The organism is Arcobacter sp. CECT 8985 (assembly GCF_004116495.1).
GTDB lineage: Bacteria > Campylobacterota > Campylobacteria > Campylobacterales > Arcobacteraceae > Malaciobacter.
The window spans coordinates 36880-62802 of record NZ_PDKC01000003.1 but is presented as its reverse complement, the minus strand read 5'-3'; the positions used below and the strand labels follow the sequence as shown (position 1 = coordinate 62802).

31 protein-coding genes are annotated in these 25923 nt (G+C 28.0%); 11 read left to right on the top strand and 20 right to left on the bottom strand.

Annotation, left to right across the window (positions count from 1 at the left end; translation table 11 throughout):
- The first annotated feature begins 108 nt into the window (after nucleotides 1-108).
- The 3 genes from tgt to CRU93_RS02600 are packed head-to-tail and all read left to right on the top strand — an operon-like array spanning nucleotide 109 to nucleotide 1932.
- Nucleotides 109-1239 (top strand): tRNA guanosine(34) transglycosylase Tgt, encoded by a 1131-nt coding sequence (tgt, locus tag CRU93_RS02610; RefSeq protein ID WP_129102629.1) that lies wholly within the window; start codon nucleotides 109-111, stop codon nucleotides 1237-1239.
- Nucleotides 1240-1296: 57 nt separating this feature from the next.
- Nucleotides 1297-1587, top strand: coding sequence for an Asp-tRNA(Asn)/Glu-tRNA(Gln) amidotransferase subunit GatC (gene gatC / locus CRU93_RS02605; protein WP_129102628.1), 291 nt, complete (start codon nucleotides 1297-1299; stop codon nucleotides 1585-1587).
- Between the two features lie 3 nt (nucleotides 1588-1590).
- The gene (locus tag CRU93_RS02600; protein WP_129102627.1) at nucleotides 1591-1932 is read left to right on the top strand and encodes an arsenate reductase family protein; all 342 of its coding nucleotides are present in this window, start codon (nucleotides 1591-1593) and stop codon (nucleotides 1930-1932) included.
- Between the two features lie 20 nt (nucleotides 1933-1952).
- Here the strand turns inward: CRU93_RS02600 and CRU93_RS02595 are convergent, their stop codons facing one another.
- The 3 genes from CRU93_RS02595 to serB form a co-directional block, all read right to left on the bottom strand.
- On the bottom strand, nucleotides 1953-3320 hold the full coding sequence (locus CRU93_RS02595) for a class II 3-deoxy-7-phosphoheptulonate synthase (RefSeq protein WP_375153641.1): 1368 nt from the start codon (nucleotides 3318-3320) through the stop codon (nucleotides 1953-1955).
- Nucleotides 3321-3390: 70 nt separating this feature from the next.
- The gene (locus tag CRU93_RS02590) at nucleotides 3391-4383 is read right to left on the bottom strand and encodes a transaldolase (RefSeq protein ID WP_129102625.1); all 993 of its coding nucleotides are present in this window, start codon (nucleotides 4381-4383) and stop codon (nucleotides 3391-3393) included.
- A gap of 24 nt (nucleotides 4384-4407) precedes the next feature.
- The gene (gene serB, locus CRU93_RS02585) at nucleotides 4408-5052 is read right to left on the bottom strand and encodes a phosphoserine phosphatase SerB (RefSeq protein WP_258238815.1); all 645 of its coding nucleotides are present in this window, start codon (nucleotides 5050-5052) and stop codon (nucleotides 4408-4410) included.
- 59 nt (nucleotides 5053-5111) lie between these two features.
- On the opposite strand from serB, the gene CRU93_RS02580 reads away from it, so the two are divergent.
- A complete protein-coding gene (locus tag CRU93_RS02580) occupies nucleotides 5112-6023 on the top strand; it encodes a methylenetetrahydrofolate reductase (RefSeq protein WP_129102623.1) in 912 nt (303 codons plus the stop codon).
- Entirely contained in the window at nucleotides 6020-6400 is a 381-nt protein-coding gene (gene ruvX / locus CRU93_RS02575) for a Holliday junction resolvase RuvX (RefSeq protein ID WP_129102622.1), read from the top strand. The genes CRU93_RS02580 and ruvX overlap by 4 nt, the downstream gene beginning before the upstream one ends.
- Here ruvX and acpS read toward each other — a convergent pair whose 3' ends face one another.
- The gene (acpS, locus tag CRU93_RS02570) at nucleotides 6401-6757 is read right to left on the bottom strand and encodes a holo-ACP synthase (RefSeq protein WP_129102621.1); all 357 of its coding nucleotides are present in this window, start codon (nucleotides 6755-6757) and stop codon (nucleotides 6401-6403) included.
- A 202-nt stretch (nucleotides 6758-6959) separates the two neighbouring features.
- On the opposite strand from acpS, the gene CRU93_RS02565 reads away from it, so the two are divergent.
- From CRU93_RS02565 to tilS, 4 genes are read left to right on the top strand one after another with little or no spacing between them, the layout of a single operon-like run.
- Nucleotides 6960-7919, top strand: a complete 960-nt coding sequence (locus CRU93_RS02565; protein ID WP_129102620.1) for an ABC transporter permease — start codon at nucleotides 6960-6962, stop codon at nucleotides 7917-7919.
- 9 nt (nucleotides 7920-7928) lie between these two features.
- On the top strand, nucleotides 7929-8750 hold the full coding sequence (gene panC, locus CRU93_RS02560; RefSeq protein ID WP_129102619.1) for a pantoate--beta-alanine ligase: 822 nt from the start codon (nucleotides 7929-7931) through the stop codon (nucleotides 8748-8750).
- A 57-nt stretch (nucleotides 8751-8807) separates the two neighbouring features.
- Nucleotides 8808-10151: a 30S ribosomal protein S12 methylthiotransferase RimO gene (rimO, locus tag CRU93_RS02555; protein ID WP_129102618.1), complete on the top strand. Its 1344-nt coding sequence runs from the start codon at nucleotides 8808-8810 to the stop codon at nucleotides 10149-10151.
- Nucleotides 10142-11113, top strand: coding sequence for a tRNA lysidine(34) synthetase TilS (tilS, locus tag CRU93_RS02550; protein WP_129102617.1), 972 nt, complete (start codon nucleotides 10142-10144; stop codon nucleotides 11111-11113). The genes rimO and tilS overlap by 10 nt, the downstream gene beginning before the upstream one ends.
- Nucleotide 11114: 1 nt before the next feature.
- Here the strand turns inward: tilS and CRU93_RS02545 are convergent, their stop codons facing one another.
- The 11 genes from CRU93_RS02545 to CRU93_RS02495 all read right to left on the bottom strand — a co-directional run bounded on the left by CRU93_RS02545 (nucleotide 11115) and on the right by CRU93_RS02495 (nucleotide 19310).
- Entirely contained in the window at nucleotides 11115-11387 is a 273-nt protein-coding gene (locus CRU93_RS02545) for a hypothetical protein (protein WP_129102616.1), read from the bottom strand.
- The gene (fliS, locus tag CRU93_RS02540; RefSeq protein ID WP_129102615.1) at nucleotides 11363-11719 is read right to left on the bottom strand and encodes a flagellar export chaperone FliS; all 357 of its coding nucleotides are present in this window, start codon (nucleotides 11717-11719) and stop codon (nucleotides 11363-11365) included. The genes CRU93_RS02545 and fliS overlap by 25 nt, the downstream gene beginning before the upstream one ends.
- 100 nt (nucleotides 11720-11819) lie before the next feature.
- The gene (fliD, locus tag CRU93_RS02535) at nucleotides 11820-13193 is read right to left on the bottom strand and encodes a flagellar filament capping protein FliD (protein ID WP_129102614.1); all 1374 of its coding nucleotides are present in this window, start codon (nucleotides 13191-13193) and stop codon (nucleotides 11820-11822) included.
- A gap of 15 nt (nucleotides 13194-13208) precedes the next feature.
- Nucleotides 13209-15062 (bottom strand): flagellar hook-associated protein FlgK, encoded by a 1854-nt coding sequence (locus CRU93_RS02530; RefSeq protein WP_129102707.1) that lies wholly within the window; start codon nucleotides 15060-15062, stop codon nucleotides 13209-13211.
- A gap of 58 nt (nucleotides 15063-15120) precedes the next feature.
- Entirely contained in the window at nucleotides 15121-15834 is a 714-nt protein-coding gene (locus CRU93_RS02525; RefSeq protein WP_258238809.1) for a flagellar basal body L-ring protein FlgH, read from the bottom strand.
- The gene (locus tag CRU93_RS02520; RefSeq protein WP_129102613.1) at nucleotides 15821-16252 is read right to left on the bottom strand and encodes a hypothetical protein; all 432 of its coding nucleotides are present in this window, start codon (nucleotides 16250-16252) and stop codon (nucleotides 15821-15823) included. Before CRU93_RS02520 ends, CRU93_RS02525 begins: the two co-directional genes overlap by 14 nt.
- A 17-nt stretch (nucleotides 16253-16269) precedes the next feature.
- Complete coding sequence (gene fliL / locus CRU93_RS02515) at nucleotides 16270-16797, bottom strand: flagellar basal body-associated protein FliL (RefSeq protein ID WP_129102612.1); 528 nt, start codon at nucleotides 16795-16797, stop codon at nucleotides 16270-16272.
- Nucleotides 16798-16801: 4 nt separating this feature from the next.
- Entirely contained in the window at nucleotides 16802-17293 is a 492-nt protein-coding gene (locus CRU93_RS02510) for a MotE family protein (protein WP_129102611.1), read from the bottom strand.
- Between the two features lie 7 nt (nucleotides 17294-17300).
- Complete coding sequence (locus CRU93_RS02505; RefSeq protein WP_129102610.1) at nucleotides 17301-17705, bottom strand: hypothetical protein; 405 nt, start codon at nucleotides 17703-17705, stop codon at nucleotides 17301-17303.
- 3 nt (nucleotides 17706-17708) lie between these two features.
- Nucleotides 17709-17975 carry a flagellar biosynthetic protein FliQ gene (locus tag CRU93_RS02500; RefSeq protein WP_258238808.1) on the bottom strand — a complete coding sequence of 89 codons (267 nt, stop codon included), beginning with the start codon at nucleotides 17973-17975 and terminating at the stop codon, nucleotides 17709-17711.
- 3 nt (nucleotides 17976-17978) lie between these two features.
- A complete protein-coding gene (locus CRU93_RS02495) occupies nucleotides 17979-19310 on the bottom strand; it encodes a hypothetical protein (protein WP_129102609.1) in 1332 nt (443 codons plus the stop codon).
- Between the two features lie 91 nt (nucleotides 19311-19401).
- Between CRU93_RS02495 and CRU93_RS02490 the strand changes: the two genes are divergently transcribed.
- Both CRU93_RS02490 and fliM read left to right on the top strand, forming a co-directional pair.
- Nucleotides 19402-20457: a flagellar basal body P-ring protein FlgI gene (locus CRU93_RS02490; RefSeq protein ID WP_129102608.1), complete on the top strand. Its 1056-nt coding sequence runs from the start codon at nucleotides 19402-19404 to the stop codon at nucleotides 20455-20457.
- Nucleotides 20457-21554 (top strand): flagellar motor switch protein FliM, encoded by a 1098-nt coding sequence (gene fliM / locus CRU93_RS02485; protein ID WP_129102607.1) that lies wholly within the window; start codon nucleotides 20457-20459, stop codon nucleotides 21552-21554. Before CRU93_RS02490 ends, fliM begins: the two co-directional genes overlap by 1 nt.
- 24 nt (nucleotides 21555-21578) lie before the next feature.
- Here fliM and pyrC read toward each other — a convergent pair whose 3' ends face one another.
- From pyrC to CRU93_RS02460, 5 genes are all read right to left on the bottom strand, one after another.
- Complete coding sequence (gene pyrC, locus CRU93_RS02480; RefSeq protein ID WP_129102606.1) at nucleotides 21579-22601, bottom strand: dihydroorotase; 1023 nt, start codon at nucleotides 22599-22601, stop codon at nucleotides 21579-21581.
- 2 nt (nucleotides 22602-22603) lie between these two features.
- Nucleotides 22604-22942: a P-II family nitrogen regulator gene (locus tag CRU93_RS02475; protein WP_129102605.1), complete on the bottom strand. Its 339-nt coding sequence runs from the start codon at nucleotides 22940-22942 to the stop codon at nucleotides 22604-22606.
- An 86-nt stretch (nucleotides 22943-23028) separates the two neighbouring features.
- Nucleotides 23029-24216 carry an ammonium transporter gene (locus tag CRU93_RS02470; protein WP_129102604.1) on the bottom strand — a complete coding sequence of 396 codons (1188 nt, stop codon included), beginning with the start codon at nucleotides 24214-24216 and terminating at the stop codon, nucleotides 23029-23031.
- Between the two features lie 118 nt (nucleotides 24217-24334).
- A complete protein-coding gene (locus CRU93_RS02465) occupies nucleotides 24335-24673 on the bottom strand; it encodes a P-II family nitrogen regulator (RefSeq protein WP_129102603.1) in 339 nt (112 codons plus the stop codon).
- A 21-nt stretch (nucleotides 24674-24694) separates the two neighbouring features.
- Entirely contained in the window at nucleotides 24695-25909 is a 1215-nt protein-coding gene (locus tag CRU93_RS02460; RefSeq protein WP_129102602.1) for an ammonium transporter, read from the bottom strand.
- Nucleotides 25910-25923 lie beyond the last annotated feature (14 nt).

Sequence of the window (25923 nt, the reverse complement as noted above, 5' to 3'; positions counted from 1 at the left end):
ATTTTATTTATTTTTTTAATTTTGTATGAAAATTCATATCTTTTATACAAAATATAAATTAAACTTGATTTTTGATATAATGTGCGTTTTTTAAAAGGATTTTTTTATATGCAATTTAAAATAGATGCAACACAAAACAAAGCTAGAGCATGTACAATTAAAACAGCTCATAGTACTATTACAACACCTGTATTTATGCCTGTTGGAACACAAGCAACTGTAAAGGCACTTGATGCCAATGATTTATTGACTATGGGTGCAAAGATTATACTTGGGAATACTTACCATTTATACTTAAGACCAGGTAGCAAGCTAATCAAAAAATTTGGTGGACTTCATGGATTTTCAAAATTCCCAAACTCATTTTTAACTGATAGTGGAGGATTTCAAGCTTTCTCACTAAGTGATAATTCAAAACCAGATGAAAATGGAATTATGTTTAGATCTCATATTGATGGAAGCAAACATTACTTTACACCACAAAGTGTTTTAGATACTCAATATGAATTAGGTAGTGATATTATGATGATTTTAGATGACTTAGTAGCTCTACCAAATACTAAAGAAAGAATTAAAAAATCTATTGAAAGAACTACAAAATGGGCAAAAGAAGCTATTACTTACCATAAAGAACAACAAGAAAAAGGAATTGGTGTAAATCAAAATATATTTGCTATTGTTCAAGGTGGGACAGACAAAGAGTTCAGAAAAATGAGTGCTGAGCAACTAAGCGCTTTAGAGGATTTTGATGGATATGCAATTGGTGGATTAAGTGTAGGAGAGCCAAATGAGCAGATGTATGAAACAGTAGAGTGGACAACACAATTTTTACCTGAGAATAAACCAAGATATCTAATGGGAGTTGGAACACCAGAAGATTTAATAGAAAATATCCAAAGAGGTGTAGATATGTTTGATTGTGTTATGCCAACTAGAAATGCAAGAAATGGAACACTATTTACTAGTTTTGGAAGAGTAAATATAAAAAAAGCAACATACAAAGAAGATCCAACACCTATTGATGAAGAATGCGATTGTTATACTTGTAAGAATTTTAGTAAAGCATATTTAAATCATCTATTTAGAGCAGGTGAAATTACATATTTTAGACTTGCATCAATTCACAATATAAATTACTATTTAACATTAATGAGAAACGCAAGACAAGCTATTTTAGAAGGTAAATGGAGTGAATTTAGAAAAGAATTTTATGAAAAAAGAGGCGTTAGTATAGACTAAACTCTTTTTAGATATAATTTAAAAAATTTTAAACCGAAAACAAAAATAAGGGAAAAAATGACAGTTGATGATAAACTAATAGAAAAGCTATCAAAACTATCAAGTCTAGAGATTGATGAGCAAAGAAAAGAGAGTTTAAAAAGTGAACTTGCAGATATTATAAACTTTGTTGAAAACCTAAATGAAATTGATGTTAGTAATATTGATGCAACATTTAATACAGTTGAAGGTGGAACTCCATTAAGAGAAGATATTGCTCAACACGATTTAGAAAGATCTAAACAAATTTTAGAAAATGCTCCAAAATCTGAAAATGGATATTTTGTAGTACCAAAAATTATTGAGTAACCTATGATAAAAGTATATGGTATAAAAAACTGTGATAGTGTAAAAAAAGCACTTAAATTTTTTAAAGAACATGATTTTGAAGTAGATTTTTTTGATTTTAAAAAGCAAGAAGTTACATCTTCTATGATTAATCATTGGGTAGATAACTCTTCTATTGATAAACTATTTAACAATAGAGGAACTACATATAGAAACTTAAAACTAAAAGATTTAAACCTTGATGAAGAAGGTAAAAAACAATGGCTTAGTAAAGAGTCAATGCTTATAAAAAGACCTGTAATTGAGTATAATGATAAAGTTATTGTAGGTTTTGATGAGCAAGAATATAAAAATATTTTTCTTTAAAAAGAGGAATTAACCTCTTTTTATATTATTAAATCTTTTCTAGCTTCTTTTAATGTTTCAGCTATCATGAAAGATAATTCTAATGCTTGATCAGCATTTAATCTTGGATCACATTGAGTATGATATCTACTTGCTAACCCTTCTTGAGTAATTGCAGAAGAACAAGACCCTGTACATTCTGTTACATTTTGACCAGTCATTTCTAAATGAATCCCACCTGCATATGTACCTTCAGCTTTATGAATTTGAAAAAATTGTTTTACTTCTGATAAAATAGATTCAAAATCTCTTGTTTTAAATCCATTATCAGTTTTTATTGTATTTCCATGCATTGGATCACTTGACCACAATACATTTTTACCTTCAGCTTTAACTTTTGCTAAAAGTTTTGGGAAATTATCTGCAATTTTTTCTGCACCCATTCTAACAATTAAATTTAATCTTCCTGCTTCATTTTCAGGGTTTAATTTATCAATTAATTCTATAAGTTCATCCTCTTTCATTGAAGGACCTACTTTACAACCAATTGGATTTTTTATACCTCTAAAATATTCAATATGAGCATCATTTAAACCTCTTGTTCTATCACCAATCCATAACATGTGTGCACTACAATCATACCAATCACCAGTTAATGAATCTTTTCTTGTTAATGCTTGCTCATAATTTAATAATAATGCTTCATGAGAAGTATATAAAGTTGTCTCTCTTAATTGATGCGAATTTGCAGAATTAATTCCACAAGCTTGCATAAATTTAAGAGTTTCTGAAATTTTATCTGCTATTTGTTCATACTTTTCACCTAAAGTATTACCTTTAACAAAATCTAAATTCCAAGAGTGTACTTTATTTAAATCTGCCATACCACCTCTTGCAAATGCTCTTAGTAAATTAAGAGTTGAAGCACTTTGATTATATGCTTTTAGTAATTTTTTAGGCTTTGGAATTCTTTCTTTTTCATCAAAGTCAATACCATTTACAATATCTCCTCTATATGAAGGTAAAGAGATTCCATTTATTTCTTCAAAATCTGCACTTCTTGGTTTTGCAAATTGACCAGCTACTCTTCCTACTTTTACAACAGGACAACCCCCTGAAAATGTTAAAACAACTGCCATTTGCATCATTACTCTAAATAAATCTTTTATATTATTTGCATTAAATGCATTAAATGACTCAGCACAATCTCCACCTTGAAGTAAAAAAGACTTTCCATTTACAACATCTGCTAATTTACTTTTTAAACTTCTTGCTTCTCCCGCAAAAATAAGTGGAGGATATGAAGATAATTCTGCTTCAACCTTTGCTAAATTTTCTAAGTCTTTATATTGTGGCTGTTGCTTTATAGGAAAATCTCTCCAGCTACTTGGACTCCAATTATTCATTATAAACCCTTTTATTCTTATTCTGATTGCACAAAGTTTAGCAAAATTTCTCTTAAGAAAGTAGTCTTTACGGCTATTTTGCTAACTTATTTAATAAATCACTAAATGAAACTTTAAACGCTTCTAATCCATCGTTTAATAATTTTTGTGAAACCTCATCAATATTTATTCCCTCTTTTGATAATGTTGCAAAATATTCATCACAATCATCTAATGAAGGAATTTGAGCAGGCTCTTTTTGTCCATCATTTACCCAATCTTCAATTGTTCCTAAAGGAGCAGTATTTACTGAGTTTGGATACAAAAGACTATCAACATAATAACTTGGTAATAACTCATCATCTTTTACCCCAGTACTTGCAAATAAAGTTCTAATATTATCATTTTCAAATTTATTAATTTCATGATAACATTTTGTTGCATTCATAATCCCTAGTTTTGCTTTTTTAAAACCTTTAGATACAACTAAATCATCGCATAATCTATCAAATCTTGATACAAATACAGAAATTACTGCTTTGATATCTTTGTTTGATTCTCTTATTCCTTCATTTAGTGCTTTTGCACATTTTATAGCTTGTTCACTTGAAAAAATAAGTGTTGCATTAACATTTATACCTTGACTTGTCAACTCTTTCATTGCTACATATCCAGCTTGTGTTGCAGGTACTTTAATCATAACATTATCATAACCAATTAAAGAGTTAAGTCTAAGCCCTTCATCAATAGTACCTTGGGCATCATCACACAATGTTGGATCAACCTCTAAAGATACAAATCCATCATTGTTATTTTCTTTATATAAAGGTTTTAATAATTCTGCTGCTCTTTTAATATCTTTGATAGCTAATTCTTCATATATAGTTTTTGAACTATTTGCTTTTAACATATCAATTTGTTGTTTATAAGCAAGAGAACTTGTAATTGAAGATTCAAAAATTGCTGGGTTAGAAGTTGCTCCATAAATTATATTATCATTAATAATCTCTTGAAATCTATTTTCTAAAAAATCTCTTTCAATAAAATCACACCACAATGAAAAATTAATATTCTCTTTTAAACTCATTTTCGTTCCTTTAATGCTTACTATTTATATATGATTTAAGATTTGTGTCAAATCTTTTTTATCTACAATTATATTTGCTTCTTTTTTTAGCACATCTTTAGCACAAAATGCAACTTTTTTAGATGCATATGGAAACATACTTACATCATTTGCACCATCTCCTGCTACTAATGTATTTTCAACTGATACTCCAAGCATAGCTTGAACTCTTTGAATCATATCACCTTTGGAAAAACCAAACATCATATCTCCTCCAACTAAACCAGTTAATATTCCATTCTTTTCATGCAAAATATTTGAAAAATCTGCATCAAGCCCAAGTTTTTCCTTTGCAGGAGTTGTTCCTATTCTAAAACCACCTGAAAAACAAACTACTTTATAACCCATTTTTTTTAATTCTTGAACTGTTTGATAAGCACCTGGCATAAGTGGTAAATCTTTACAAATATCAACTGCTTTTTGGTACTCTAATCCTTTAAGCAAAGATACTCTTTCAACTAATGATTCAAAAAAATCTAATCTTCCTGCCATTGCTTCTTTTGTTATACTTGCAACTTTTTTTTCAAGTCCAAGTGGCTTTGCTAAAAAGTCTATTGTTTCTCCATCCATAAGTGTAGAATCAAAATCAAAAACTGCTAATTTCATCGTCTTTTCCCTGCTATAATAAATACTTTTAATCTTTAAAAGGTATAATAATACCTAAAATATACTAAAAGGATAGTTTTTTAATGTTTCAAAGCCTTATACAAAAACTTCAAGAAGATAAGTATCTTACACTAGAAACAACACCTCAACACGAGCCAATAATGCATAATATTATTGAAAGAATTAAAAAATTTGATTTACAAAATAGAGTTGATGGTTTTTCAGCAACAGATAATCCACTTGCAAAACTAAAATACAATGCACTATTTGCAAGTTTAAGATTACAACAAGAGTTTAATAAACCTGTAATTGCTACAATGAGTATGAGAGATAGAAATAAAATTGCACTTCAAGCTGATTTACTTGGTGCAAATGAGTTTGATGTTAGAGCTATTTTAGCACTTACAGGGGATCCAGCAAAAATGAGTGATCAACCACATGCAAAAGGTGTATTTGAATCAAACTCATCAATGCTTTTAAAAATTATAAAATCATTTAATTATGGAATGGATATAGCAGGTCATCCTTTTAAAATTGAACCTAAACAAATTTATCCATTTGCTGTAACAAATGCATATGCAAGAAGTTTTTCTTCACTTGAAAAGAAAATGCATACAAAAATTCAAAATGGAGCAATGGGAATAATTACACAGCCTGTATTTGAATTAGACAATGCAAAAAAACTTTTAGAAACTTTTAATGAAGCAAAAGAAGGAGTAGTTGGAAATAAGAAAAAAGCACAACTTATTTTTGGAATTTTTCCTATAACAAAACTTCGAACTGCTCTATTTTTATCTGCACAAGTTCCAGGTATTCATGTACCACAAAATTGGATAGATAAATTAGAAATGGCAAATCAAATTTCTCCTGAAGAGGAGTATAAAGTTGGTATGCAATTAAGTAAAGATCTATTTTCAAATATAAAAAAACTTCATCCAAAAATTCATCTAATGACAGCAAATAAATTTGACTTAGCAGATGAGATACTATCTTGAAACTAGCAAGTATTGATATTGGATTGAAAAGAATTGGTGTTGCAATTTGTTTAACTTCAAATATTGTAACACCAAAAGATGCAATCTTGAGAAAAAATAGAAATCAAGCAGCAAATGAAATAAATACATTTTTAAAAGAGTGGGAGATAGATAAACTAATTGTTGGTTTTCCAAGTGCTAGTGAAGAGATGCAAAGAAGAATATCTCATTTTGTTAATCTTCTAGAACTTGATATTCCTTTTGAATATTGTGAAGAGAACATGAGTTCTATTGAAGCAGAAGAGATGATGAAAGGTGAGATAAAATATAAAAGAGATGGAAGAGTTGATTCTCTTGCAGCTAAAATTATTTTAGAAAGATATCTAAGTAAAAAATAGTTATTTTTTCTTTTTACTATTTTTTACTACTGCAATTGCCAAGTTTGCATCATGTGTTATTGAAAGATGAGATTTTTTTATATTAAACTTTTTTCTTATGTGTTTTTTATATTTTAATTTTGGTGCACCTAATTCGTCTTTTGATATTTTTATATCATGAAATCCACACTCTTTTCCAATACCCGTTCCGATTGCTTTACTTGCAGCTTCCTTTGCTGCCCAAAAACCTGCAGCTGTTTCAGCTCTTTTTATAAGTTTTATCTCTTCTTCACTTAAAAACTTTTGATAAGCTTTTATTCCAAACTTTTCAAACATTCTTTTTATTCTATCAACTGAAGTTACATCAATACCTAACATTTTTAATTCCATTTATTAAATTATTAAATATTATACTAGATTTTTTATTTAACAATTAAAAAATAAAAATAAAAATGTTCAATGACCTTAAAATAATTGAAAAAATGATAAAATACATTTTTATATGAAAATCTACTTTTTTTAGATACTAAATATAAAATTATTTATAATAATCCAGTTAATAAGAGAGAAAAAAAGAAGAATGAGAATACTATTAAAAAAGCTATTTTATTTATTTATTATGCTTTTTATTATTAGTGTCATCTCTTTTTTGGCAATAAACTTAGCACCAAACTCATTCTTTGCTAGTGGTGAATTAAATCCAAATATTACAAAAGAATCTATAGAAAACCTTAAAGCAATATATGGACTTGATAAACCACTTTATATGCAATATATATCTTGGCTAAAAGCTATTTTACATTTAAACTTTGGAATATCTTTTGCCAGTGGCAGTTTAGTAAAAGATGAGATTTTGCAAAGATTACCAATTACATTAATAATAAATATTTCATCCATGATACTAATATTTATTATTTCATTGTATCTTGGAATAAAAGCTGCATTAAATAAAAGTAAGTTATTTGATAAAGTTACAACACAATTATCGTTATTAAGTTTTTCAATGCCTTCTTTTTATTTGGCATTAATTTTAATTTTAATTTTTGCAGTTAATTTTAAAATATTCCCAATTGCAGGAGTTCACTCTGTTAAAAATGATGGAAGTTTAACTTATTATTTGGATTTTATTTGGCATCTTATTTTGCCAATTTTTGTAATTGTTTTTGCAGGAATAGGAAGTCTTACTTTATACGTAAGATCACTTGTTATTGAAATACTTAAAACAGATTATATTTTCTATGCAAAATCAAGAGGACTTAGTAAAAAAAAGATTTTAAGATACTATATTTTACCAAATTTATACCCTCCTGTTATAACCCTTCTTGGATTATCACTGCCAGGAATTATTGGAGGTAGTGTTATTTTAGAGTCAATTTTTTCTATTGATGGAATGGGATTACTTTTTTATAAAAGTGCATTAGCACATGATTATCCTGTAATTATGGGAATTTTGATAATTACAGCCTTTTTAACTCTACTTGGTAATATACTAGCTGATGTAATTCTTTTGAAATTAAATCCTAATTATAATAACAATTAAGGGAAAAACTTGAAAATATTAAAAACTATTGAAGAATTAAAACAAATAAGAAAAACTATTAAAAAAGATAAAATTGGATTTGTTCCAACAATGGGTGCACTTCATGATGGTCACATATCATTAATAAAACGTGCAAGAGAAGAAAATAAGATTGTAATAGTATCAATTTTTTTAAATCCAACACAATTTTTACCAGGTGAAGATTTAGATAACTATCCTAAAAAAGATGCAGCTGATATTAAAATATGTGAAATGTGCAAAGTTGATTATCTTTTTATGCCTGAGTCTTCAACTATGTATGAAAAAGAAGAAGTATTAATTAAAGCTCCTAATAAAAGTTATATTTTAGAAGGGGCAAGTAGACCAGGACATTTTGATGGTGTGTTACAAGTGGTACTTAAACTTTTTAATTTAACAAGACCTACAAATGCATATTTTGGTAAAAAAGATGCACAACAACTGTCATTAATACAACAAATGGTTAGAAATCTATTTTTAGATATAAATATTATTCCTTGTGATATAGTAAGAGAAAAAGATGGACTTGCACTAAGTAGTAGAAATGTTTATTTAAATAAAGAACAAAGAGTTCAAGCACTTAAAATATCTAAATCACTTACAAAAGCTGGACAATTAATTGGGAAAAAAGAGTTTGATGTAAAAACTATTAAAAATGCAATGAAAGAAGTAATGTGTGATTTGGATATTGAATATATTGAAGTAGTTAATAAAAACTTTGAACCAATAAATACAGTAGAATTAAAAAATACAATTATTTTAGTAGTTGCAAGATTTAATTCTACAAGACTACTTGATAACCTATGGGTTTAAATATTTGTTGATTTTCATATTTTATGATAAAATTGCGAAAAAAGTTATAGGAAGTATATGAATTTTTCCAAAGAGAAACCACAAAAAAGCCTACATTTAGTATCTTTAGGTTGTACAAAAAACTTAGTAGATTCAGAAGTAATGCTTGGTAAATTAAGTGAATATAAACTAACAAATGATAATGAAAATGCAGATATTATTATTGTAAATACATGTGGATTTATTGATAGTGCAAAAGAAGAGAGTATTAACACTATTTTAAATCTACATGAGCAAAGAAAAAAAGATTCAGTATTAGTTATGGCTGGATGTTTAAGTGAAAGATATAAAGAAGAACTTCAAAAAGAGTTACCAGAAATTGATGTTTTTACAGGAGTTGGTGATTATGATAGGATTGATGAACTAGTTCAACAAAAACAATCAAACTTTAAAAATGAAGTATTTTTAGCAAATGATACAAATGAAAGAGTAATTACTGGTTCAAATTATCATGCTTACGTTAAATTAAGTGAAGGATGTAATCAAGCCTGTTCATTTTGTGCAATTCCTAGCTTCAAAGGAAAGCTTCATTCAAGAACTTTAGAATCACTTGTAAAAGAAGTAAAATCATTAGTAGCTAAAGGATATGTAGACTTTTCTTTTGTATCACAAGATTCTTCATCATTTTTAAGAGATTTAGGGCACAAAGATGGACTTATTGATTTAATAAATGAAATAGAAAATATAGAAGGTATTAAAACAGCTAGAATTTTATATTTGTATCCATCAACTACTTCATTAGATTTAATAGACAAAATTGCTGATTCAAAAGTTTTTGAAAACTACTTTGATATGCCTTTACAACATATAAGTGCTTCTATGCTTAAGATAATGAAAAGAGGAAAAGGTGTAGAAAAATTAAGAGAATTAATGTCACATATGAAATCAAAACCTAATTCATTTGTTAGAACAACTTTTATTGCAGGTCACCCAGGAGAAACACAAGAAGATTTTGAAGAGTTATGCAAATATGTAGAAGAGTTTAAATTTGATAGAGCAAATGTATTCTCTTATTCAGATGAAGAAGGAACAACTGCATATGAAAATCAAAATAAAGTAGCTCAAGAGATAATTGATCAAAGAGCAGAAACTCTTGGTGAAATAATTGCAGATACTACTTTGATTTCACTTGAAAATGAGATTGGAAAAACTTTTGAAGTTTATGTTGATAACCAAAGTGATGAACATGAATATTTATTAAGTGCAAGAAAAACTATTTGGGCGCCTGAAATTGATGGTGAAATTTATATCAATGACAATGAAACAGATGAACAAATTGAATTTGGGAAAAGATATAAAGTAAAAGCTACACAATTAGCTGGTGACAAATTATTAGCTACAGTTATTGAGAAATGCAACTAGACTTATCAAAACTTACATCAAGTAGAAATCTATTAGCATTCTCTGCTGGTGTTGATTCAACTGCACTATTTTTTTTACTTTATGAAAATAAAATCTCTTTTGATATTGCAATTGTAAACTATAATTTAAGAGAACAGTCAAAAGAAGAAGTTGACTATGCAAAATATTTAGCTTCTAAATACAATAAAAATATATATTTAAAAGATGTTCATTTAAAAGGAAGTAATTTTGAAAAAAAAGCTAGAGATATTAGATACAGTTTTTTTGAAAAAATAATAAAAGAGAATAACTATAAAAATCTAATCACTGCACATCAATTAAATGACAAACTTGAATGGTTTTTAATGCAATTATCAAAAGGTGCTGGATTAGTTGAATTATTAGGACTTCAAAGAGTCCAAAAAAAACAAAATTATACAATAATAAGACCATTATTAGATATTTGTAAAGATGAATTAGAAAATTACTTAAAGAAAAATAATATAAAATATTTTGTTGATCAATCAAACTATGAAAACAAATATAAAAGAAATTATTTTAGACACAAATTTTCAAATGAATTTTTAAATGAGTTTAAAAATGGTGTCTCAAATAGCTTCAAATATTTACAAAGTGATTTAAACTCTTTAAATATAGATTTTGAACCAATTTTCAAACAAAAAAAATTATATATATTTAAAAAAACAAATGACAATAATCTAAATATTAAAGTAATAGATAAACATCTAAAAAAAATGGGTATTTTAATATCTAGTGCTCAAAGAGAAGAAATTTTAAAGCAAAAAGAATCAGTTATTTCAAATAAATTCTCAGTTTCTTTGATTGATGATTATATTTGGATTTGTCCTTATATAACACTTCCCATGAAAAAAGAGTTTAAAGAGTATTGTAGAAAAAGCAAAATTCCAAAACTATGTAGAAGTTATATTGGCAGTGAAAATATTAAAATAGATATTTTTTAATTTATTTATTTTTAGCAAACTCTTTTAACTTTACAACGTTATTTAATTCTTTTCTTGCAATCTCTTTATATTTTTTTAAAAAATTTATGTTTTTAAAAAAAAGTTCTGATAATTCTTCTAAATCTTTTAATTCCAAATCAAAATCAGTAATTTCATTTGAAGTAAGGTATTTATTATTCCAATAAATAAGTTGTTGAGCTCTGTCATAAGAATCAAGTGAGTCAATATATCTTAACTCACTCAACGCTTCTAAAGACCAGTTTCGTCTTTCCATGCGTCAATTAAACCTTGAGTTACTTTCATAACCTGGTTTATAGAGTTTATATTATCATTTACACCTGCTGAAAAAAGTGTTTCTATTTGATAAAGATATAATCCATCAAGATAGTAAGCTACATCTCCACCATCAAAATCTAGAACATTCCTTAATTCATCAAAAATAGCAATAGATTTGTTTATATAATTAAACTTTTGCTCAATCTCGCCATTCTCCATAGCATTTTTTACAAAAGATAAGTATTTTAATAAACCCTCATATAATTTCAATATCAATACATAAGGATCATCAGATACAGCATTTTGTTGTTGGTATGCTTCAATTCCCATTAAATAACTCCAAAAGTTCTAGTTCTTAAAGACTTTAGTATATTATATATTAACTTAAAATTAGTTATGAGAACTAATAGTCAAAAAATTATTTTGACTATTAATTACTTGCAGTTGATTGAGCAATCATCTGTTTTAATCCTGAAAATGAACTTTCCATTTTAGTAATAATTGCAGTATATGAAGCAAATTGTTGTGCTAATGTTGAGTATTTTAAATCTAATTTTGCAACTGCTTTATCTTTTTCTTCTGTTAAGGTTTTTTCTCTATCTGTCAAATAATCATCATATTCATGTAAAATACCATTATCATAAGTAGCATCATCCATGTATTCTTTTAAATTTGTACCTAAACCTTTACTTTCAGCTTTTCCAATAAACAATTCTTGTAAGCCATCAAAATCTTTATCAATAGCTTTTTGTAATTCACCACTATCATAACTTAATTTACCTTTTGAATCTAATTGAAATCCATACATGAATAAAGATTTTTTATCATCTTCTCCTGTGCCACCATATTCACCCATGATTCTATTTTTAACACCAGATAATAAGTTTCTAAGTGAAGATTTATCTGATATATTAGTTTGTGGATCAACAAGTTCTTCATTTAAACTACTTGTAAAATCATTATATTTTGCAACAAAATCATCTAATAAATCAACAAAGGCATTTGTATCTTTTGTAATATTAATAGAAGAAGTACCTTTAGTAACAGCAGTTATTTTAAGCACTCCATCAACTGTAATATCATTTGATGAACTTTCATATTCTACTCCATCAACTGTTGCTTTCATATTTTTTGCAACTAATGTATGACTTGCTGGATTCTCTGTTGTTCCGTCAGTAGTAAAACCTAAAACTTGACTTGCTGGTCCACTTATTTTTATAGCATTTTCTGTACCAGCTCCATCACTTTTAATTACTATTCTATTACTATCAGGACCAGTAGGTTCTATTGAAGCAGTAACTCCAATATTTGCATCATTAATTCTATTTACTAATCCAAAATAACTAGGAGCATCAAAAGTATGAGTTTCTCCTCCAATTTCTATTGTAAAGTCACCTGCATCAAGAGGGGTATCACTATTTAAGTCTTCCATTGTAAATGTATTAGATTGAAAAACATCTTTTTGTGATAATTGTGTTACATCTACTGTTGTAACACCTTCTTTTAATGATGCTACATCTGGAGCATCAAAAACAACTGAACTTCCTGTAGTTGAAGCTGCTTTTTGATTAAATGCATTAACTCCCCCAGATACAAAAAGGTCAAAAGGTTTAATTGCATCTAATAATGCATTAAATTTAGTTCTAATATCTGCAAGTTTTTCTTTTTCTAATCCTAAATTTTTCAAATCAGTTTCTAAAGGTTCAACTTGTCCTTTTCGTTCTGCTGCTTTTAACTTATCAATCAGTTCTTGACTTAAACCTGTAGATTGTCCTGTTCCTAATCCTAAAATTCCTTCAGCCATGACAGACTCCTTTTATTATCTTTTCATTCCCAATAAAGTTTGTAGCATTTCATCTACGACTGTAACAATTTTTGCATTTGCAGTATATGCTGATTGAAATTTGATTAGACTTAACATCTCCTCATCTTTATCAACCTTTACCAATTCATCATAACTACTTTGAACTGATTGTTTAACTGCTTTTTGAGTATTTAACTGATGATCTGCAGTCTCTTTATCTGAAGATACAGTAACTCTTACATCTTGATAATACTCTGCAAAAGATGTTGCTTTTGCACCTGGAACATCTTGTCCTTTACCTTCAAAAGAAATATCTTTTTTCCACTGAAGAGAAGCCAAATAATCAAGATCTGCTTGACTTAAATTATCAAGTCCTTGATCATCAAAATTAAGCGTTTTAACATCTCCACCCGAAAAAAGATTAATTGATTGAATATCATTTTGATTCCCTGTATAATTATCAGTTGAAATTTGACCACTTACATAACTATCTGTACCAGTTTTTACATAACTACTTGTAATATCACTTAATGTTTGAGCAAAGGCATCTAACTTATTTTTATAAAGTGTAAATCTATTATTAGCAGAATCTGTTGTCAAATTTTCTGCTTGTGATTTTAATATACCTGAAGATAACTCAATTGGAGCATCTGCTGAATATACTTGAACACTATTTCGTCCTTCATTACTTTGGTACTCATTTTTAAATAATGAATTTTTAGATGTAATAGTAGAAGCATCAGTAGCATCCGTTTGCTCAGTAACTTGAATATGTCCTGAAAATTTGCCTTTTTCTCCTGCTACTATTGACTCAATTAATAAATAGTTATCTTTAGAATCATCAGTTGTTTTAGAACCATCAGATTGAGATGTATAAGTACCATTGTAAGCTTTTACAGTTTTTGATAACTCTGGATCACTGTTAATTTTACTTACTAATGCTCTTACAATATTAGTTTCATCCACATTAAAATCAATGCTTCCATCTCCATCTTCATCTATTCCCTCACCATATTGAACACTTACTTGATCTTTATTATTTAATTTATACGTAATAGTATCTTCATTATCAAAAGTTATTCCATCTAATAGAGAACTTGTCTTTCCATCATCTTTTATAAATCTATCTTGTTGTGGAGAATAATAATCTTCAACTGTTATATCTCTTACCACAGTATTATTCCCAATTGCAACAACATTACCTATTTTTAATGTATATGTTCCATTTATAACTTCTGAATCAATATCTGCATATTTTGCTAAATTTAATTCTAATTGATCTCTTTTATCTAATAAATCATTTGATGCAGTTTTTGTTTCTGCCATTTGCGCATTCAATTTTCCAATCTCTTTTAATATTGAATTAACTGCATCAACATTATCTTTCATAGATTGTTTTGTTAACTCTTCTGCTTTTTCTATGTCAGAATAAGTAGATTTAAGATTATTAATAAGTAATTCTGCATGAGTTTTTACATCTGATTTATATATTTCTGAAGTAGGACTTGATCTTAAATTTTCAAGGGAATCTAAATATCTAGTCAAGTCTTTTGAGATACCACTTTCATCAGTCTCTTTAAAAATTGTTTCTATATTACCAAGCATCTCACCTCTTTGATTAAAGTAAGCTTCTCTTGTTGTTTCAGATATTAAATTACGAGACATAAAAGTTGATGTAATTCTATATGCAGCACTTGCTTGAACTCCACGCCCATAAAATCTAGAGTCATTATGAGGTAACTCAGATTGATCAATTACTCTTCTTTTGTAACCAGGAGTATTTTCATTAGCTATATTATTAGAAACATTTTCAACTGCTATTTTTGCAGCTGCTAAACCAGTTTGGGCTACATTCAATGAATTTAGCATAATATACTCCTTTTGCAATAATTTAACTAATTATTGCATTACAATTCTTAATTTTAGCTTAGAAAGGCCAGATCTTTTGTAATAATTGCGTTCCCCATGGAGTATGCATTACATCTTTTTCTTCTCCATTTTTGACATATAATATTTTTAAATTTGCTATTTGAGAAGAAGAAATACTATTATCTGGTGTAATATCATATGGTCTAATTACTCCTGTAATTATTAATTCTTGTTTTTGTCCATCAATTAATAACTGTTTATTACCTCTTATATAATAATTGCCATTTCTATATGTTTGCTCTATTATAGCAGAAATTGTAGTAGAAAAAGACTCATCTAGCGTTGTTTTTGCTTCACCATTATTTTTACTTTCATTAGTAGAGTTAAAACTTACACCTGCTGATCTATTAAACTTATTTGCAACTTTTCCAACAGTTCCACCAAGAACATTCCCACTCATAGGAGTTAAAAGTCCGCCACCTAAACTTGTATCATCACTTCTTGTTAACTCTCTTTTATTTTTAGTATCTGAGTTTAATGATTCATCAATTCTAATTTGAATGATATCTCCAATTTGTAGATCTTTTTTATCTGCAAATAATGAAGGTCCTTTTCTTGTATATAAAGAGCCTTTTTTCTTTTTTACTTCTTTTTTAGGTTTTGGTAATTGCATTTTTGGTTTTGAAAAATCTAATGTTTCAGGAGTTGCAATACAACCTGAAAAAAGTACAGATACCACAAAGGTAGTTATTATTAAACTAATTATTTTCATTATACTTACTTTCAACTACATATTTTAAATCTATTGCAATTTTTATATCATCTATTGTTCTTTTTACTAAAGCCATAGTCCCATATCGTACAACTAAAGCATCTATATTAGTATCAGGGTCACAAACTATCACAATTCTATTGCCAATAATTTTTACATTTCTAACATTTAATTGACCTACTAAATCAACTGCACTTTCAACTTCTCTATAGATAATTTTTTCTATCTCGCTTTTTCTTTTTTTCTCTAATTGGGATTTTGATTGAGACATTTTTTCCAATTTTTCTTTTTTTGCATCTTGTGTAAATTTATCGCTCATATGAGAATAGTAAGCTACAAACATAGCTATTACAGCAAAAATTGATATAATTTTTATTATCAATCTTTTTTTAGATGTTCTTTTTACTGCTATTATCATACTAATCCTCTTATTAATTATTTAATTACAAAAGTAGTGAAATAAAGATTTTTAATACTATCTTTTTTAATATCTTCATTTGATGCATTCACTTCATTTATTACTGAATTTATTTCATCAATCAATTCTTCTTTTAATAGTGCCTTACCCCCAACAGTTAATAGTTCTTCTGAACTTCTTGCACTAATTTGAGAAATAACAATATCTACTATTTCAGGTTTATGATTTTCAAAAATTTGCGCAATAGTTGGCTCTGTACTTGTAATAGTAAAAGATAACTTCATTAACTTTTCTCTTCCTCTTGAATTAGTAATATTTAAAACTAAATCATTTATTGCAGCTCTATAAGTCTCTTGTGTATTAGAATCTTTTTGTTCTTTTGCATTTTCTTGTACATTTGAGTTCTCTGATAATGAGCCTTTTGTAAGCATAAAGTATCCCATTGCACCTACTGCAAGTAAAAGTACTACAACTAATATAATTAAGACTATCATTAGTCCTTTTCCACCACTTTTTGCAGGTACGCTATTTTCTTCTTCTGCCATAAACCTATCCTTTTATATTTTTTTTAGCATATTCTTTTAACATTAGTGTTAATTGTGAAGCATTATTTACATTTAAAAATTTCAATATTAGAGTAACTTTTTTCTCTTTAAGTTTCAAGATAATATCAAATACATCTTGAATATTTCCCTCTTCTATCATTTTATCAAAAATTTGGGCACTTACTTTTGGTTTCATATTGTTATAGATTTTTGAAGTTTTAGATGACACTTCTCCTTTAATATCTTGTAATATTTTTAAATTACTATCTCTTGTATTTTTTATCTCTTCTTTATCTTTTTCAATTTTTGTTAATATATCTTGTAACTCTTTTTTTCTTTGTTTATATTCAGTTTCTTTTTTATTATAAAAATCGTTTAACTCTTTTTTTAATTCTCTTATTTCAATTTTCTGTTTTATAAAATCCGATGTACTCTCTTGTGCACAAAATAATAATGTTGTACAAAAACATGAAATAAAAAATATCTTACTTAGCATTTTATAGTTAACCCCTTATATACTTACTTTGCATGTACTCTGCTGCAGCGTCTTCTTCTGCTTTTAATACAGCTTTTATTTTCTGTTTTTTTTCTTCTTGCAAAAGATAATCAAACTGCTCACTCTCTTTTTGAAGTTCTATAAGCTCATTTACTACTACTTCATATTTTTTCTGTAAATTTGTCTTTTTTACTTTTAATTTACTCATATGAAGTTTCATACTATTTTTATGCATTTGTAAAATTGTAAAATCTGAAATTGCTCCATGAGGTTGAACCCCAGTTGTATTGATTTTTGCTTGAGTAATAGAAAGCTCTGTATCAATTGCATCAATTTGACTCATTAATTGTCCCTTCTCCATTAACTTTCTATCTACTTGAGTCTTTTTTAACTCATACAACTTTTTAATCATTTTTTACTTCCCAAAAACTAGCATTATATTCCACAAATCTTGTGCATAAGTTACTATATGATCACCCATCCAAGGTAATGAGATCAATACAAAAACAGAAACAAATATAACTTTTGGAACAAAAGATAATGAAGCATCTGAAACTTGAGTAACAGCTTGAAATATTGATATTAATAATCCAATAACCATACTTACAATTAAAGATGGCATTCCTAATATTAATATAATTTTTACTGTATTCTCAGCAATTCCAATTAGATCCATTTCCATATATTAATCTTTTATCTTTATTGTTATCTCCAAAGTTTTATTATTTAACAATTTTTGTACTAAAGCTACAATATCTTGTGCATTACTACTATCTAATGATATTGATTCTTTATCACTACTACTTGTAGATGGTTTTATCTCTTCTATATCAGGTAAAGAAGTACTTGGCTTTATATCATCGTTTAATCCCTCTAATGCAGATAAAACATCATTTTCATTTAAACTATCTAATTCAGAAAACTCACTTGCCATTTTTTCTCCTTTTGCTGCTATATTCTCTTTTATATCTTCTAATTTTTCTTTACTAATTATATCATTATTTTCTTGCGTGTCTATAGGATCTTGTTCTTTCATTAATTCATCTAAATCTGATAAATCATTTTCTGTTGCATTTTCCTCTTCCAAAGCATTAATTAATTCCTCTTTTATCTCTTCTGGAGTTTCATCTTCATAGCTTTTTTCTTCGCTATTAACATCATTATTATTCATATTTATCAAATCATCTAAATCTGAAAAATCTTCACTATTATCAGACTTATTCGATAATTGTTCATCTGGTAAATTCATTAAGTCATCTAAATCTGAAAAGTCATCATCGTGATTATCGTCGTGTGATAATTGATCAGACATATTCATCATTTCATCTAAGTCTGAGAAATCTGTATCATTACTTGAATCAGACTTATAATCTTCTGATTCAAAATTTTCTTCACTTTGTTTAGCTGCTGAGATTTCAGCATATGTCATAGGTCTATCTTCTTCATTAATAAATTCATCAAAATAATCTTTTGAAGACGTTGCTATATCATTATCATCCATTTTAGGAGTTTGATCAAAGAAATCATTCATGGGTTCATCTTCATTTGGATCAATATGTGTTAATAAAGAACTTAATTCATCATCTAATGGTTCATATTCTTCTTCATCTTCATAGGCTTCATCAACAATATTTCGAATAGATTCTTCAACACCATCATCAATAATACTTTTTTTATTTGATTTTTCTATTTTATTGATAATATGAGTTGTCAATTCTTCTAGTGAATCAATAGACATATCACCTATGCCATGGTCAAGTAGATATTCTTGTTCTATACCATCTTTAGGTCTTAAAAACTTGAATTTTGAATTGATTGATTTTTTCTTTATTATCTTTGAATCATCTATTAAGTATATATCTTCAGGCTCTTCTTCAATGGCATTTTTTAATTGCTCAATACTATCTAATTGGATTATTGAGCTATTTTCATCTAGTCTAAATTTAACATTTGAATGCTCTAGAAGATTATTTATTTCTTCTTTAAAGTCTGAATTTCCATAAATATAAATGTTCAAATATAACCCTAAAATAATTTTTGTATAGATTATACCTATATTTTATAAAATTTTAGATAAAATAAAATGAAATTGAAAAAGGTGTGTTTCTTTGAAAAGTATCGTTGTTATTTTATTATTTTTAACATCATCAATTTTTGCACAGTCAATAAAAGATATATCTAATGTAGTGGGAATAAGAGATAACCAACTCATTGGTTATGGCTTAGTTGTAGGACTTGCAGGAACAGGTGATAAAAGTCAATTTACAATGCAATCATTGCAAAATCTACTTAGAAACTCATATATTAAGATTCCAACATCTTCTATTAAATCTAAAAATATTGCAGCAGTTATGGTAACAGCAAAACTTCCTGCTTTTTCTAGACAAGGTGATAAAATTAAAATTAAAGTTTCTGCAATTGGTGATGCAAAATCAATAGACCACGGACAGCTACTTTTAACACAATTAAAAGGTGTTGATGGAAATGTTTATGCTCTTGCACAAGGAACAATTGTTGCTGATTTAAACAACTTAACAACTGGTTTTATATATGAAGGTGCTACAATTGAGAATGAAGTTGCATATGATTTAAAAGATGAAAATATGATAACATTGAGTTTGAAAAAAAGTAGTGCAAAGCATGCATTTACCATTGAAAATAAAATAAATAAAAGATTTGGTAAAAAGCTTGCTAGTGCAGAAGATACAAGAACAATAAATGTAAAAAAACCAAAAGATATGTCAATGGTTAAATTTTTGTCTATTGTTCAAAATATTAAACTTGATGATTCATTCAAAAAGAAAATTATTATTGATATGAACAGAGAAATGATAATTGCAGGTGCAGATATAAAAGTTGATCCGGTAACTGTTTCTAGAGATGGATTTACTCTAAGAGTAAAAAAATCTCCTTTAGATGATGAACAATGGAATGATAATAAAATAAATAAAGGTGTAGATATCGGAGATAATGTAAAAATTGGTAATAAACCAGTTGTTAATATTGATAATGCTCTAATAAATACAAAAAGTGCTCCTACAGTATCAGACTTGATGAGAGCAATGAAAATAATGAAACTACCAATCACAGATATAATTGAAACTATAAAACTTATAAAAGATTTAGGTTCAATTGATGCTGATGTTGAAATAAGAGGACAATAATGGCTGAATTTTTAAGTCAAGATGAAATTGATGCTCTTTTAGATATTGCTGAACAGGGTGAAGATATCGACACTACGGTCGAAGAAAAACCTATATCTAAAGAAAAAAATTATTCAATATATGATTTTAAAAAGCCAAATAGAATTTCAAATGAGCAATTTAAAGCATTCTCAACTTTACATGATAAAATGCTAAGAGATCTGATTACTGATCTTTCAGCAATGTTAAGAAAAATTGTTGATATAAAACTCTATTCAATTGAACAAATGACTTATGGGGAATTTATTTTGTCAATTCCTCAATTAACTTCTTTAAATACATTATCAATTAAGCCCTTAGAAGGAAGAATTGTAATTGAATGTAACCCAGGAATTTCACATAAAATAATTGCTGAACTTTTAGGAAGTGGAGCAGTTGCAGCAAGTGATAACCTAGATAGAGAATTAACTGAAATTGAAGTTGAAATTTTTGATCACTTCTATAAAATGTTTGTTAAACATATGTATAGAGCTTGGGATGAAGTAACAACTTTAAATTTTAAAATTGAATCTAGAGATACAAATGCAAATGCCATTCAAATTATCTCTGACCATGAAATTGTACTTCTTGTTGTACTTGAAATTACAATTGATGAAGAATCAGGATTTTTATCTATTTGTTACCCTATTTCTTACATAGAGCAGTTATTAAATAAAATTGTTGAAAGAATTTTTTCTGAAGGTAAAAATAGAAAAATCAGTAGAAGAAGAGATATTACTACACTTATTTCTGGTGCAAAAATGCATGTTGAAGCAATCATGGCTGAAACAGAGATGTATGTAGAAGATATATTAAATATAAAGAAAAATGATGTAATTGTATTTAATAAAAATGCGAGTTCATCTTCTTCTAAAGTTTATATAAATAGAAAAGAAAAATTTGTTGGTTTATCAGGACTCTCAAATAATAGGAAAGCTGTTCAAATTGAATCAAACATTGACCATGAAAAACAAGAAACACTTGAAATTTTAAGAGTTATGAGAGAAGATAGAGAACAAAAAGCAAAAGAAACAAATGCTAATATTAGACGTCTTCTTGCAGAAAAAGGGGTATATTAAGAAGTAACCCTTCTTAATAATATATTATTTAATTTCTTTTATACTCCAAGCAATACTTTCACCTGCATACATTGGAACTACATTTTCATTTTTATATTCATAAATTTCAGGAACTATAAACTCTTGTTTAACTAATGTTATTTTTTTATCTATTGCTTTGAAATTATATATTTTTTGTGCATTTAAACTAACAAAAGCATTTAAATTATCTAATTTCCCATACCTATGAAAAAGTTCAGTTAATACTTGAAGTGCAATTGGCGAAGTAAAAACTCCAGCAGCACATCCACAACACTCTTTTTTATGCTTTGGATGAGGAGCACTATCACTTCCAAACATAAGTTTTGGATGAGCATTTAAAGCTGCATTTAAAAGTGCACTTCTATCTTCATATCTCTTTGCAATTGGTTTACAAAATAGATGTGGTTTTAATGCTCCACCAGCAACATCATCAAGTGTTATCAAAAGATGATGTAAAGTAACTGTAGCATATAAATTATTATGTTTATTCATTAGTTCAACTGCATCTTTTGTTGTAATATGTTCCATAATAATTTTTAAATTAGGAAAAGCAATAGCTAATGACTCATAAATTGGCATAAACTCTTTTTCTCTATCCATAACAAAACCATTTGTTTCACCATGAACACACAAAGGGATATTTAATTCACTTAATATTTCTAAAGTAGGTCTTAAAACTTCTATATCCATTGAAGAAACACCATTTTCAGAGTTTGTAGTGATACCTGCTGGATATAATTTTAATGCTATAATATCATCTTTTATATCATTTAAAAATTCATAAGTATAATCATTTTTAAAAAAAAGAGTCATAAAAGGCTCAAATTTATCATCATTACAAGCTTCTTTTATTCTTTGTTTATATGATAATAAAGCCTCTTTAGTAGTAACAGGTGGGACTAAATTAGGCATAACAAGTGCACCAGCAAAAGTATTTGAGGTTTTTGGAGCCACTAATTTTAACATATCTTCATCTCTTAAATGAAGATGCATATCCAAAGGTGAATATATTTCGAATTGCTGCATTTCTATATTGCTTCCTCGTCTTCTTCACCTGTTCTAATTCTCACAACTTTTTCAATAGGACTAACAAAGATTTTTCCATCACCAATTTTCCCTGTTTTTGCCGATTCTGTGATAATAGAGATAATATTATCAACATCATCATCAGAAATAACTAATTCTAATTTGATTTTAGGTAAAAAATCTACAACATATTCAGCACCTCTATATAATTCTGAATGCCCTTGCTGTCTACCATAACCTTTTACATCCGATACAGTCATACCAGTAATACCTGCTTCACTTAAAGCATCTTTTACATCTTCAAGTTTGAATGGTTTAATTATCGCTTCTACTCTTTTCACAGTTTTTCCTTTTTTAAATTATATATATTTTAACAAATTTTGTTTAAATTAAAATTATCTTAAGCCACTTTTTGCAATTAAATATATTAAAATGCTCTTTTAAATTCAGGGTAAGCTTCAAGACCACACTCTTCCACATCTAATCCTTGAACTTCTTCATCATGAGTTGCTCTTAAAGGAATAATTTTATTTATTATAAATAATACAATATACGAACAAATAAATGCAAACATTCCAACTACAATAATTCCTTTTACTTGTCCTAATAAAGTGATGTCATTGCCATTACTTGCAAAAATTCCAACTGCAAGAGTTCCCCAAATACCATTTACTAAATGCACAGATAAAGCCCCAACTGGATCATCAATTTTTAATTTATCAAAAAATGTTACAGCAAAAACAACTAAAGCTCCACCTATTGCACCAATAATAATTGGAGTATGAATATCATATAAATCTGGACCTGCAGTAATTGCAACAAGACCACCTAAAGCACCATTTAAAATCATAGTCAAATCCAATTTTTTGTATTTCAAATACATGATAATTGATACCATTATTGCACCAGAAAGTCCCGCTGTGTTTGTATTCATAATTGTTAATGCAACAGCATCTGCATTTTCTTTACTTGCAATTGAGCCAACACTACCACCATTAAAACCAAACCATCCAATCCATAAAATTAATGCACCTAAAGTAACCAAAGGAACATTTGAAGCTGGAATTACTCTTATTGCACCATCTTTTGTATATCTACCATGTCTTGAACCAATTATCAAAATTGCAGCAAGTAATGCCCATCCACCAGTACTATGAATAACAGTAGAACCAGCTAAATCATACATATTTAATTCAAGAAATGTTCCTTTTAAAATATTTGTTCCCCAAGTTACATTTACAATTAATGGATAAATAATTGCAGCCATAATAACTGTAAATATAGTTAATGGAATTATTTTCGCTCTTTCACTAACTCCACCACTCATAATATTTACAACTTTACCAACAAATGCCATTTGGAACATAAATGCAGCCCATTTACTCATAGTATCACTTCCAAAATCTCCAAAAGCAATAGAATATCCAATTAATAAAAATGCCATTGAAGCTACACAATAGATTAAAGTATTTATAGTTAATACAGCAGTTACATTTTTTGTTCTTACAAGTCCTGCTTCAAGCATAGCAAAGCCAGGAACCATAAAAATAATTAACACCATTGCAAAGATTGCAAAAAGTGTATCAATTATATAAGAAATTGAGTTTATTTCCATATAATTATCCTCCGTTTTTTTAATGGGGATAATTATATAGTTAAATCAAGATAATTTAGAGTATATTTCTGTATATTAAATATACAATTGTTTAAGAAGAGGCAAAGTGCCTCTTTTTTTATACAGCTTCAGAACCTTTTTGTTCTGTTCTAATTCTTACTACTTCATCTAAAGGAGTAACAAAAATTTTACCATCACCAATTTTACCAGTTTTAGCTGCTTCAATAATAGTTTTGATTGTTGCTTCTACATCTTCATCATTTACAACAACTTCAATTTTATTTTTTGCTAAGAAGTCAACAATATATTCAGCACCTCTATATAATTCAGAGTGTCCTTGTTGTCTTCCATATCCCTTTACATCTGATACAGTCATACCAGTTATACCAATATCAACTAAGGCTTCTTTTACATCATCCAGTTTAAAAGGTTTAATTATTGCTTCAATTTTTTTCATTTTTAATCCTTTATTTATTAATTATGATCTTTTGAATTCAGGATAAGCTTCTAAACCTGTTTCATGAATATCTAATCCATTTACCTCAGTCTCTTCATCAACTCTTAACCCCATAATTATATCAAGGATTTTCCATACAATAAATGAACTAACGAAAACAAATATACCAATTACAACCACACCTTTTAATTGTGTAAAGAAAGTAACTTCTGGATTAAAAATACCAACTGCTAACGTTCCCCAAATACCTGCAACCAAGTGAACAGATAAAGCACCAACAGGATCATCAATTTTTAATTTATCCCAAAATGGAACTGCAACTACAACTAATGCACCACCAATAATACCTTCAATGAATGCAATAATCATACCTAAATCAGGTCCAGCAGTACAAGAAACAAGACCAGCTAAAGCACCATTTAATACCATAGTTAAATCAACTTTTTTATAAATAAGTTGAGTTAAAATAGCAGCAGCAATAGCACCAGCAGCTGCAGCCATATTTGTATCAGCAACAACCATTGCAATTCCATCAATATCTGTTTTTGAACCTAATGCCAATTGTGAACCACCATTAAAACCAAACCATCCCATCCATAAAATGAATGTACCTAGTGTAGCTAATGTTAAGTTTGAACCTGGAATTGGTCTTACTTGTCCATCTTTACCATATTTACCTTTTCTTGCTCCAAGAATAAGTACACCAGCAAGTGCAGCCCATCCACCAACAGAGTGAACAATAGTAGAACCAGCAAAATCAGAGAAACCATCAATAATTCCACCTAATCCTGTTCCACCCCATGTCCAGTGCCCTTGAATTGGGTAAATAACACCACTTAATACTACTGTAAAGATTAAGAAAGGCCATAATTTCATTCTTTCTGCAATTGTACCTGAAATAACCGATGCAGAAGTTGCAACAAAAACAACTTGGAAAAAGAAATCTGCCATTACTGGGTAACCCATTGCTTCATTTGTTTTCCCTGATAACATTGCACCAGTTCCAATGAATGCTGAACCATCACCATACATGAAGTTGTATCCAATAAAATAGAACATTATACAAGATATTCCATATAAAGCTATATTTTTTGTTAATACTGTTGCATTATTTTTTGTTCTAGTTAAACCTGCTTCTAACATAGCGAATCCAGCCGCCATCCACATTACAAGAAGTCCCATCATAACAAATAGGAATCCATCTAATATATATTTTACATCTGCGAAATTTTCCATAAGTCTCCTTTGGT

Bases quoted from the DNA above. Each gene is read 5' to 3' on its own strand.
- tgt (WP_129102629.1), top strand. From the start codon at position 109: ATGCAATTTAAAATAGATGCAACACAAAACAAAGCTAGAGCATGTACA.
- gatC (WP_129102628.1), top strand. From the start codon at position 1,297: ATGACAGTTGATGATAAACTAATAGAAAAGCTATCAAAACTATCAAGT.
- CRU93_RS02600 (WP_129102627.1), top strand. From the start codon at position 1,591: ATGATAAAAGTATATGGTATAAAAAACTGTGATAGTGTAAAAAAAGCA.
- CRU93_RS02590 (WP_129102625.1), bottom strand. From the start codon at position 4,383: ATGAGTTTAAAAGAGAATATTAATTTTTCATTGTGGTGTGATTTTATT.
- CRU93_RS02580 (WP_129102623.1), top strand. From the start codon at position 5,112: ATGTTTCAAAGCCTTATACAAAAACTTCAAGAAGATAAGTATCTTACA.
- acpS (WP_129102621.1), bottom strand. From the start codon at position 6,757: ATGTTAGGTATTGATGTAACTTCAGTTGATAGAATAAAAAGAATGTTT.
- CRU93_RS02565 (WP_129102620.1), top strand. From the start codon at position 6,960: ATGAGAATACTATTAAAAAAGCTATTTTATTTATTTATTATGCTTTTT.
- rimO (WP_129102618.1), top strand. From the start codon at position 8,808: ATGAATTTTTCCAAAGAGAAACCACAAAAAAGCCTACATTTAGTATCT.
- tilS (WP_129102617.1), top strand. From the start codon at position 10,142: ATGCAACTAGACTTATCAAAACTTACATCAAGTAGAAATCTATTAGCA.
- CRU93_RS02545 (WP_129102616.1), bottom strand. From the start codon at position 11,387: ATGGAAAGACGAAACTGGTCTTTAGAAGCGTTGAGTGAGTTAAGATAT.
- fliS (WP_129102615.1), bottom strand. From the start codon at position 11,719: ATGGGAATTGAAGCATACCAACAACAAAATGCTGTATCTGATGATCCT.
- fliD (WP_129102614.1), bottom strand. From the start codon at position 13,193: ATGGCTGAAGGAATTTTAGGATTAGGAACAGGACAATCTACAGGTTTA.
- CRU93_RS02530 (WP_129102707.1), bottom strand. From the start codon at position 15,062: ATGCTAAATTCATTGAATGTAGCCCAAACTGGTTTAGCAGCTGCAAAA.
- CRU93_RS02525 (WP_258238809.1), bottom strand. From the start codon at position 15,834: ATGAAAATAATTAGTTTAATAATAACTACCTTTGTGGTATCTGTACTT.
- CRU93_RS02520 (WP_129102613.1), bottom strand. From the start codon at position 16,252: ATGATAATAGCAGTAAAAAGAACATCTAAAAAAAGATTGATAATAAAA.
- fliL (WP_129102612.1), bottom strand. From the start codon at position 16,797: ATGGCAGAAGAAGAAAATAGCGTACCTGCAAAAAGTGGTGGAAAAGGA.
- CRU93_RS02510 (WP_129102611.1), bottom strand. From the start codon at position 17,293: ATGCTAAGTAAGATATTTTTTATTTCATGTTTTTGTACAACATTATTA.
- CRU93_RS02505 (WP_129102610.1), bottom strand. From the start codon at position 17,705: ATGATTAAAAAGTTGTATGAGTTAAAAAAGACTCAAGTAGATAGAAAG.
- CRU93_RS02500 (WP_258238808.1), bottom strand. From the start codon at position 17,975: ATGGAAATGGATCTAATTGGAATTGCTGAGAATACAGTAAAAATTATA.
- fliM (WP_129102607.1), top strand. From the start codon at position 20,457: ATGGCTGAATTTTTAAGTCAAGATGAAATTGATGCTCTTTTAGATATT.
- pyrC (WP_129102606.1), bottom strand. From the start codon at position 22,601: ATGCAGCAATTCGAAATATATTCACCTTTGGATATGCATCTTCATTTA.
- CRU93_RS02470 (WP_129102604.1), bottom strand. From the start codon at position 24,216: ATGGAAATAAACTCAATTTCTTATATAATTGATACACTTTTTGCAATC.
- CRU93_RS02465 (WP_129102603.1), bottom strand. From the start codon at position 24,673: ATGAAAAAAATTGAAGCAATAATTAAACCTTTTAAACTGGATGATGTA.
- CRU93_RS02460 (WP_129102602.1), bottom strand. From the start codon at position 25,909: ATGGAAAATTTCGCAGATGTAAAATATATATTAGATGGATTCCTATTT.